The following is a 7847-nucleotide window of genomic DNA, read 5'->3' on the forward strand; positions in this document are numbered from 1 at the left end:
GCAGGAGCGGATCTTTAACCATGGCTGTCCTGAGTGTTATTGAAGATATAGCCTTGGAAACCATTGACGAAAAGCTCGGAAAGGTGAGCAAGTTGTGCGTCTGTTTCCACGCGTGTCGCGATAGTGGTGATATTTAAGTTATGCGCGGTGCGACAAATTGATGCCAAGACATGCCCTTGGGCATCGTCTTCTATATGGCTGGTATAGGCAAAGTCTATTTTTACGTAATCGGGCTTAAAGCGTTGTAAGTAATCCAAAGACTGGAAGTTGCGACCATAATTATCGACGCCAAATTGGAAGCCTGCTTGACGGATTTGATCGATCAACAAGCCAGTGTGATCAGCATGACGAACAAAAGCGACCTCTGGGATCTCAAATAACAGTTGGCCGGCCTGTTTGCGGTGCTGATACAAGGTTGTTCCCAACCAACGAATAAACGACGCATTGGTCACACTACTCAAGGTGAGATTCACCGCCAATGGCCCGACACTGGCGTCTTGAGATAATGTCTTAAGCACGTGAGTAATGACATACTTATCGAGGGTCTCACCCAGCTGGAGCTGTTCCACGGCCCCTAAAAAGTGCCCAGCCCCATAATACTGGTCGTCTTTTTCTATCGCAGAAAAGACCTCTTGATGCAGTCGGTTTGATTCGCTGTCTGTGGCGGGTTGGTATTTGAACACAAACAGCTCTTGTGCGACGGCTTCATGCAGCAGTGCTTTCCATTGCTGTTTACCCATTGCAGCGTCACCGATGGATTGGTCAATCAGTACGACAGGGTGCTCTGGCGTATTGCGTGCTTGTGATAAGGCATTATCTGCTTGTGACAGTAGCACGCTGGCATCCTGGTTCCCGCCGCCATTGATAGCTAACCCAACCGCTACCTTAGGTGGCGTGAGGCCGGTCGGATCCGCTTGCATGTCCACGACCATGGCGAGCACACTCTCGCCGAGCAAGCGTAAGTCATCAGGGTCTGAATTCGGGGCTAGGATCACAAATTCATCTTTGCTCAAACGCGCTGCGGTCATGTTGTCGTCGCTGATAATCGTGGTAGTGAGGTTATTCGCAAATTGCTCAACCACACGGTCCCCCGCTTCGAAGCCATGGTTTTTATAGGCCTCCCCAATGAGATCCACTTTAATTAACGCCATACCGCCAACACCAGACTCGGTTAACCAAGATTTAAGCTGGCCAACATAGAAGCTGCGGTTACCGAGGCCAGATACCGCATCTCGATAGGCGGTTTTACGTAACCGGTCGGCTTCTTTTGCTTGTTGTTCAAAGTAGTTTTTGAGCTGATCGGTCATGACATTAATGGCATTGACCACGGTTTTAAGCTCTGTCGTGGGAGGAAGCGGAATGGGATCACCAAATTTGTTTTTGGCGATTTCGCCCGCTTTGGCCGTAATGCGCGCAAGCGGTCTCAGAGAGCGCTGTAATTGCCAGCCGATGATCACGGACGCGACCAAAAAGATAATCGCCAGAATTGTCCCTAGCTGGACAAATGATTTCCATAGTTGCTTATATGCATACCCTGGATGCGCGACCACTTCGACTTCGGCAAGTTGCATCCAACCACTGGTGATGGTTTGCTTTTCTGTGATCACAGGAAAAATATCGAGATCGATAAACCACTGGGGAACGCCCTGAATTTCTACCGGGTACTCGCGAACAATCTCGCTGTTATCTGACAGCAAGGTCAAATTAACCTCGCGGTAAAAGCCGCCATCAAAAAACGCATTGATCACTGACTCGGCGGCGACTTTATCATCCGATTCTAAATAGGGTGCCAAGGCTAACCCCATCGAATTGACCGTGTTGTTGACATCAGAGGTTTGCTGATTGAGTAAAAAGTTGCGTGTGGTGTTCAGCTCGATACCGAAGACGGCCAGCACTATGCAGAAGAAAATCACTAGCATCCATGAGAATATTTGGTTGAATAACGTCATCGGTGTTTACCTATCAAATTGTCTAATCGGTTTTTTCATCTTTAAGGTGTCGATACGGCTACGTAAATCATTCCAAAGGCCAAGTCGGGAGGCGTTGCCAGCAAGCTCGCCTTGGCCGCGTTCTTTCATTAACCATAGTCGGCTACCATTAAAGCTATATATAGGAAGCAGGTCGCGTCTTAACGACGCACGTTTAATTGCTGGATCTAAGTTATCGAGTAGCACCGGCTCGGAGGACGGTGTTGGGTAATACGCAACGACCATATGAAATTGGTCGAGACGGATTGCTTTTACGTACACCAGGCGCAGCTTTTTATCATCAATGCCTAACTCGCGAAGCGAAAAGTATTTTGCGATACTAAAATCTTCACAATCACCGGCGGCGGCACCAAGAAACTCTAAAGGCGTTGCCCAGTAGTCTTTTTTTCCCCATAGGTCGATATCATCGACAAAGTACATCTGATTAAAAAAATCATTCACCTTGCGCAGCTTTTCTTGCTCTGATAAGCCTTGGGTCTTTTCCACCATGTTGCGCCATGCCGTGACACGCTTACCCGCGCGTTCACCATAAAAGCTCGATACTTGTCCCACCCAGCGTGACTCTTTGGTGGTCAGACTCATCGCGCTGAGAGAGAGCAACAAACATAACCCGGCAATATGCCATTGCTTCATAAATGGTTTCGCTTTAAGACTGAGGTTGACGAGTAAAAATAGTTCATGCTCCCTCGAGCTTCCCTCTTTAAGTCCAATGTTTGACGACTGGAGATATATCGTTTCGGGCTCCTAACTCATCGTAAAATGGTCCTGAGCGTCGAGGTCGTATGACAAGAAGTTTGCCATAGCGGTGACCTAGGTTACAGCTTTGATCGTCGCTTTTGCGTGGTCACCGATGTTCATGAGTGGACTTGACCCGCTTCCTATGTTGTTAGCTTCTAGTTTAGACTTTTAGCGCGCTTTTGTGCTGGTGCGCGAGTTAAAGAGAAAAGTGACGTGAAGGCGTAAGTGTTAATGTCAATATCTCTAAGAGAGAACAGACTGATCTTTGTATTGGCAGCCACGTAATCGGTTTGTGCTTGTTTATTGACAAAGACCTGCGCAAAATAGTTGAAAATAAACGAATTGGAGAAAGCAATGGAGTTGTCAGACATTCGAAGAGAGTACACCCAAGGGGGATTACGTCGTGATGATTTACCCGATGCGCCCATGGATTTATTTGGCCAGTGGTTGCAACAAGCCATTGATACCCAAGTGCCAGATCCAACCGCAATGACTGTCGCCACGGTTGATGAAGATGGACAACCTTTTCAGCGCATCGTTTTGCTTAAAGACTTTAATCAAGAGGGGTTTGTGTTTTACACCAACTTGGGAAGTCGCAAAGCGCTGCATTTGAAAAAAAACAGCAAGATTAGCTTGCACTTTCCTTGGCATTTTATCGAGCGACAAGTCCATATTATGGGGGAAGCGGAGCCTCTGAGTAAAAAGGAGGTGTTTAAGTATTTCACTTCTCGCCCCAAAGAAAGCCAGATCGCGGCATGGGCGAGCAAACAAAGCGAACGTTTATCAGCACGCTCGGCGTTAGAAGGCAAGTTTTTGGAGCTGAAAAAACAGTTCGAGAAAGGGGAAGTGCCTGTCCCTACATTCTGGGGCGGTTATCGCATCAAGCCTAAAAGCATTGAGTTTTGGCAAGGTGGCGAGCACCGCTTACACGATCGTTTCTTATATCAACGGCAAGAGGATGACAACTGGGCGATTGAGCGCTTAGCGCCATAGCCGCCGCCCCTTTGATGATAGCGACGAGGGACATCTTAGCGCCCTCATCGCGCAGAACTGGCGGCAAGAGGGCGCACTGTTGAACTGGGCGCTGTCTGATTAACCTCGTAGCACCACAGACAATTGCTGGGTTAACAAGCTTTCTGGAATCGCGGAGCCAAATCCCTGCGCGAGCGCATGCTCGAGTAAGCCTGCTTTGGAGTCGACATCGAACTTTTCGCGTAAATGCGCAAAGTGATTTTCGATGGTTTTGACGGATACCGACAATGTCTGCGCGATCAATTGCGGTTTCTTGCCATGCAGATGAAGGAACAGTACCTCCCGCTCTCGCGATGTCAGGTGTACCTGAGCTTCACCATGATGATGATCGGATAACGCCTGTTCAGGGTGAGTGACTGCACGGCACACCCAATGTCCCACTTCTAAAATGGCGGTGTCGCTCAGCTCCTGGCCACAGAACATGACCCCACAAATATACCCCTGTTCATTAAACCAAGGCGTTTTGGTAAACAGGTGCGCATGCCAACGGCCATTGGCATAGGGATGAATATCGAGCACACGGAGTCGCTTGCCTGTTTTCATCACGTATTGGTCTTGCGCTTGAAATTGATCGGCACAACGCGTGGTGGGGCAGGGCATATCATGATCTGTCTTGCCTATGCAGTCTTGCGGTTGTTTGAGGCCCACAAGACGGCAGTATTCACTATTGGCGTAAACAAATACCGATTGTGTATCTTTGCAGCCCCAGCAGCCGGGTAATTGCTCGAGCATAGACAGAGCAGGAGGAACGTGATTCATATCGCTTACCCATTCATTGTTATTATTATTGGACGTCATCGCCCATCAAAATATAGAAAAACGGACACGTTATTGGAGCATAAAAAAAAGCCGGCATAAAGCCGGCAAAGACAAGATTTCCCCAAAGGGAGTTATCCTGTACGACGTGTAGAAGAGGTTGTTTAGATAATTCACTGGTATCATGAGGGTTGTTGATACAAGATCGTTATCTAACTGCACCTAACAGTGTTAGGAACTGCAAACGCGTCTATCGGGACAAATTGCGTTTACGAGGTCTACTATATCCAGAAGACTAGACGTTGGGTAGGGGGGATTTGACCTATTGACATTGAGTAAAGCAACTTAATATCAAGATTGTTGATCTTATCTTACTCGAAAAAAACGCCGCTAACGAGTAGCGGCGTGTGTTTTCTACTATTTTGATGAGGCGAGTGAGATCAAGGTGTTTTGATATCTCGCACCACGCGGAACCCAAGGTAATTGGCGCTGGTGTTCTCTCCTAACTCCAAACGCTCGGAAACGCGAGAGCGTTGAGGTGAAAAGTTCCACGCACCGCCGCGAGCAATAGGGGTATCATTGCTTACCCACTCCCAAACATTGCCTGCGGTGTCATAAACACCGAACGGGTTAGGTGGAAAGCTTTTAACCGGCGAAGTGCGGTCGTTTGACCATACCGTGCCGCTCCAGCCGGTGTTGGCGTTGCCAACACCGATTTCATTGCCCCACCAGTAATCGCTTTCCGTGCCACCACGGGCAGCGACTTCCCACTCAACGTCGTTTGGAAGCGCGTAGCGCTGACCCGTTTGCTGGCTTAGCCACTCGGTGTAAGCCTCGGCATCATCTTTATTGACACAAACGACTGGGGAGTCGGCCGCTTGATCAAAGCCGGGTTGACGCCAGTCTGTATCCAAGCTTTGGTTGATCTCGCCATTTACCAGCTTATCGCAGCCATTACCTTGTTCGGCTGCGGTGACATAACCGGAGGCGGTGACAAAGGCGTCAAACTGCTCTACCGTGACGGGTGTGGCGCCCATCGCAAATGATTGCTGAATAGCCACATTTTCACCTGCATCTGGCCCGACTTTGTATTCGCCAGCGCCGATCACCACCATTTGCGGTGCTTCGAGATTATTGGCAACCGGGTCGGTAAACTTCTTCCCAGGACTTGGTGGCTGGTTAGGTTGCTCTTTCAGTTTGGCCCACACTACCTGATCTTTACCTAAATACACTTCTCGATCGTAGGGGACAAAACCCGGTTTGGTGACCGTTAAGTCATGGTTACCGACGGGTAGCATGAGTTCTACCGGTGTGCTGCCGTATGACACATCATTAATGGTCACACTGTCATCGTAACGATTGGAGCGTATCGTCACGTTAACCCAGCGTTTCGCTTGCTGTTTACGATTGGCCTGCTGCTGTGCTTGAGTGGTTTCAACACAGTATCTGTCTTCTAGATCAAGCAGTCGACATGCCGCCGTTTTATCGGGACGGCTTACCAGCTCGGCGTTAACACGCGTTGTGTAGTCCATACCACCGGTAAAGCCCGCGTCAACGACTTCACTGTTAGTGACGTGGATATTAAACGCCACTTTATCGATATTTTCCTTCACCGCATTGGATTCGGTCACAAAGTCCGTTACCTGGCCTCGGAAGTCACGAATCGCTTTTTGCATGGTCAGCGTCTTAGCTTGGTTCGCGCACGCCGACAATGTCATGTTGGGTGAACAGGTCAAGCTATGGACAACTTCAATCGTGTCTTTTTGGGTGAGTTCTTTACGTAGACGCTCTGCACGTGCTTCGCGCATGGCCTCATGTAAATTCTCAAGGGTGGTTGCCAATAAGGCTTGTTCTCGTTCAAGTTTCGCCAGTCGTTTCTTCTGCTCAATAATGGCGGACTCGTTGGCAGCTTGTTTTTGCTGGTGATTGTTCACCTGCTGCCATGCTTGTTGGTAGGCCTGCTGATACGGACTGATATCTGTGCTCGGGTCAGCGATTAAATCCTGAAATTTCGCATCCAGCTCTGCTTTAGCATTACTGCGTTTACGCTTCAGGTTACTCAGTTCATCTTCTAACGTCGCGCGCTTGACCAAAAGGTCATCCAATTTCGCCTGCTGCAGAGCCAGTTCATCGTTTCGAGTCTCCAACGTTTCTTCTTTATCGCGGAGCTTCTCAACCAACTCACTGACCGGATCGAGATTATCAGCGGAAGACGCGTTTTCAGCGAACGCCAACTCGGTTAGCAGTAGGGGAGGGAGCGCTAAGCATAACGCTTTTATATATTTCGTTGTCATAGTTCCCTTGCTTACGCATGTCGCAATAATAATACCTATGTCCAAAAAGTAGACTATCACGGAAACCCGCGTTGCCACGCAAACCGTGCTAATTATTTGACGGCAGTCAGCATTCTGCGACGTGATCGGTGCAACTGTGCTCATGGTTTTTATGTTTATGCGAGATTACCTTAAGCGGTGGCTTGCTTCAAATAAGATTGCATGACGGCACAATAAAACGGAAGAATGATCAAGGTGTTGATCCCCTTTGATCGCCTCGAAACAATGATCAAGTAAGTGATATTTCCATCGAATAAAAATTAAGTCGTTGAATTTTATGTTATTTACATATATCAGAGGTGGTTTTTTTATCGCATTGTTCTCGATATTACCCCGATCAATGTGCAATACATGAGGGATCCTTCGCATTTTTAGCGTCAAAATGACATAGGCCGTAAAAAATACACTACTTGATCATTGTTCCGCAACGTTGAGAATAAGCACAGAGAATCCAGTYGCACACGGGTGACAAGCGTGCCAGAATAATGAAAGAGGAAGTTGAATGGTTGACGGCAAAGCCSTAATCCGCACCGAGAGGGAGAGCCATGGTGACAAAAACACCCAAAGTCTCTGAAGTGATCGCCTTACCTCGACAACAGCTTCACCATAGCCATGAGTACAAGCAGGTCGTGATTGGTCTGCAAGGGCAAACGGAATTCGATGTTGATGGGCGAGGTAGTCTGGTGGGCCCAGGCCAAGGCTGTTTGGTGGGAGAATCACAAGAGCATGCTTTTACCGGGGTGGGACGTAATGAAATTCTGGTGATTAACCTTCCATACCAAGAATGGGTGGGGCATGCATCCATGCATGACAACATTGCGCGTTTATTTAGTCGCGAGCCTTACTTCCAGCTCGACACCCATGCACAAACGCTGATCAAGGCGCTGACAGCCGAGATGATCGCCAACCCATCTGATTTACTGCTGAGCCGCGCATGTGCTGATACGCTGATGTGTGTATTACATCGCCATTTCCGTGATCATGTTTCGCCGCGACGAGA

The 7847-nt window shown here is 48.5% G+C and carries 5 protein-coding genes and 1 pseudogene; 2 read left to right on the top strand and 4 right to left on the bottom strand.

Going from position 1 to position 7847, the window contains the following annotated elements; genetic code table 11:
* Nucleotides 1-14 precede the first annotated feature (14 nt).
* Both BZG14_RS03220 and BZG14_RS03225 read right to left on the bottom strand, forming a co-directional pair.
* On the bottom strand, nucleotides 15-1949 hold the full coding sequence (locus tag BZG14_RS03220; protein ID WP_077485039.1) for a bifunctional diguanylate cyclase/phosphodiesterase: 1935 nt from the start codon (nucleotides 1947-1949) through the stop codon (nucleotides 15-17).
* Nucleotides 1950-1955: 6 nt separating this feature from the next.
* Nucleotides 1956-2621, bottom strand: a complete 666-nt coding sequence (locus BZG14_RS03225; protein WP_077485037.1) for a transglutaminase-like cysteine peptidase — start codon at nucleotides 2619-2621, stop codon at nucleotides 1956-1958.
* A gap of 459 nt (nucleotides 2622-3080) precedes the next feature.
* Between BZG14_RS03225 and pdxH the strand changes: the two genes are divergently transcribed.
* Nucleotides 3081-3719, top strand: a complete 639-nt coding sequence (pdxH, locus tag BZG14_RS03230; RefSeq protein ID WP_069360872.1) for a pyridoxamine 5'-phosphate oxidase — start codon at nucleotides 3081-3083, stop codon at nucleotides 3717-3719.
* Between the two features lie 99 nt (nucleotides 3720-3818).
* Here pdxH and BZG14_RS03235 read toward each other — a convergent pair whose 3' ends face one another.
* Nucleotides 3819-4517: a helix-turn-helix transcriptional regulator gene (locus BZG14_RS03235; RefSeq protein ID WP_108743510.1), complete on the bottom strand. Its 699-nt coding sequence runs from the start codon at nucleotides 4515-4517 to the stop codon at nucleotides 3819-3821.
* Between the two features lie 437 nt (nucleotides 4518-4954).
* Nucleotides 4955-6808: an SUMF1/EgtB/PvdO family nonheme iron enzyme gene (locus BZG14_RS03240; protein ID WP_077485033.1), complete on the bottom strand. Its 1854-nt coding sequence runs from the start codon at nucleotides 6806-6808 to the stop codon at nucleotides 4955-4957.
* Nucleotides 6809-7392: 584 nt separating this feature from the next.
* Here BZG14_RS03240 and BZG14_RS03245 point away from each other — a divergent pair.
* Nucleotides 7393-7847: pseudogene (locus BZG14_RS03245) on the top strand (AraC family transcriptional regulator); the annotation flags it as partial.

It is taken from the genome of Salinivibrio sp. IB282, from assembly GCF_001995685.1.
GTDB classification, from domain to species: domain Bacteria; phylum Pseudomonadota; class Gammaproteobacteria; order Enterobacterales; family Vibrionaceae; genus Salinivibrio; species Salinivibrio kushneri.

Coding starts and splice junctions, on each gene's coding strand:
- BZG14_RS03220 (WP_077485039.1), bottom strand. CDS start 1,949: ATGACGTTATTCAACCAAATATTCTCATGGATGCTAGTGATTTTCTTC.
- BZG14_RS03235 (WP_108743510.1), bottom strand. CDS start 4,517: ATGAATCACGTTCCTCCTGCTCTGTCTATGCTCGAGCAATTACCCGGC.
- pdxH (WP_069360872.1), top strand. CDS start 3,081: ATGGAGTTGTCAGACATTCGAAGAGAGTACACCCAAGGGGGATTACGT.
- BZG14_RS03240 (WP_077485033.1), bottom strand. CDS start 6,808: ATGACAACGAAATATATAAAAGCGTTATGCTTAGCGCTCCCTCCCCTA.
- BZG14_RS03225 (WP_077485037.1), bottom strand. CDS start 2,621: ATGAAGCAATGGCATATTGCCGGGTTATGTTTGTTGCTCTCTCTCAGC.